At 63.1% G+C, this 1,428-nt stretch carries 1 protein-coding gene and 1 pseudogene; both read left to right on the forward strand.

What is annotated here, in order from left to right; genetic code table 11:
- The coding region (der, locus tag AC1DT2_RS23275) for a ribosome biogenesis GTPase Der (protein WP_477299044.1) at positions 1 to 1,147 on the forward strand (1,147 nt) is incomplete at its 5' end.
- Positions 1,148 to 1,173: 26 nt separating this feature from the next.
- Positions 1,174 to 1,428, forward strand: a pseudogene (locus tag AC1DT2_RS23280) (molybdopterin-synthase adenylyltransferase MoeB); the annotation flags it as partial.

Genomic DNA, 1,428 nt, shown 5'->3' on the forward strand with positions numbered 1-1,428 from the left:
GCTGGTCTTCGTCGTTGATGCCCGTGACGGCGTGCTGCCACAGGACGTCAGCATCCTCAATGAGCTGCGCCGTAGCGGCAAGCCGGTCATGGTCGTCGTCAACAAGACCGACGGTGTGGACGAAGCGGTAGCACTTGGCGAGTTCGCCTCGTTCGGCATGGCCGAAACGTTGCCCATGTCCGCGGCGCACAACCGCGGCATCGACGTGCTGGTCGAGCGGTCGCTCACGCATCTGCCCGACGAGCGCGATGACGACCCCGCCCTTGCCGACCAGGGTATCCGTGTCGCTATCGTGGGGCGCCCGAACGCGGGCAAGTCCACCCTGATCAATCGCCTGCTGGGCGAGGAACGCCTCATCGTTTCCGATGTGGCGGGCACGACGCGCGATCCCATTCGCGTGCCGCTCCTGCGAGATGGCAAGCGCTTCACGCTGATCGACACTGCCGGCGTCCGTCGTCGTGCCCGTGTTGAAGAGGCCATCGAGAAATTTAGCGTTATCAAGACGTTGCAGTCCATTGCTGCCTCGCAGGTTACGGTGGTGATGATCGATGCCCGCGAGAATCTTGCGGACCAGGATCTCACCCTGATCGGTGGCGCCATGGAAGAAGGGCGCGCGCTGGTCATTTGCGTCAACAAGTGGGACGGCATGGACAAGTACGCTCGCGACCAGTGCATGGCTGCGCTCGGCCGCCGTCTGGCCTTCGTCGAGTGGGCGAAGACCGTCTTCATCTCTGCGCTCAACGGCTCCGGCCTCAGCGAACTGATGAAGGCTGTCGTTCGGGCACACGCGGCGGCGACGAAGGTCATCACCTCCAGTGACCTGACGCGCACGCTCGAGAAAGCCTACGAGGCCTATCAGCCGCCACTGGTTCGCGGTCATGCGCCGAAGCTTCGCTACGCGCATCCCGGTGGTAACAATCCACCGACGATCATCATCCACGGCAGCCGTACCAAGCACATCGCGCCGGCGTATCGTCGCTACCTGGAAGGCTTCTTCCGTAAGCGGTACAAGCTGGAAGGCACGCCGATCCGCATCGATTTCCGTGATGGCGAGAATCCGTACGCGGGCAAGAAGAATGTCCTGTCGGATAGTCAGCAGCAGAAACGCCAGCGCATGATTCGTAACGCGAAACGACGCGAAAAGTAAGCGTCGCCCTCATCGGGGAGCCTCGCATGTCTGAAAGTCTGGATCGGGAACGCTGGCTGGCGGATCTACGCCTCCGCGTTCCTGAAGTCGCCCCTGCCGAGGCACTCATCCGGCAGGCGGGTGGCGCGTTGCTCGTCGACGTCCGCGAGGACAATGAGCGCGCCAGCGGCATGCCAATCGGCGCATTGGGTCTCTCCCGCGGTTTTCTCGAGCTGCGCATCGAACAGACCGAGCCCGACCGCGACCGCGATATCCTTCTTCTCTGTGGCAGTGGCCAGCGC

The organism is Luteibacter sp. P4_E6 (genome assembly GCF_056401535.1).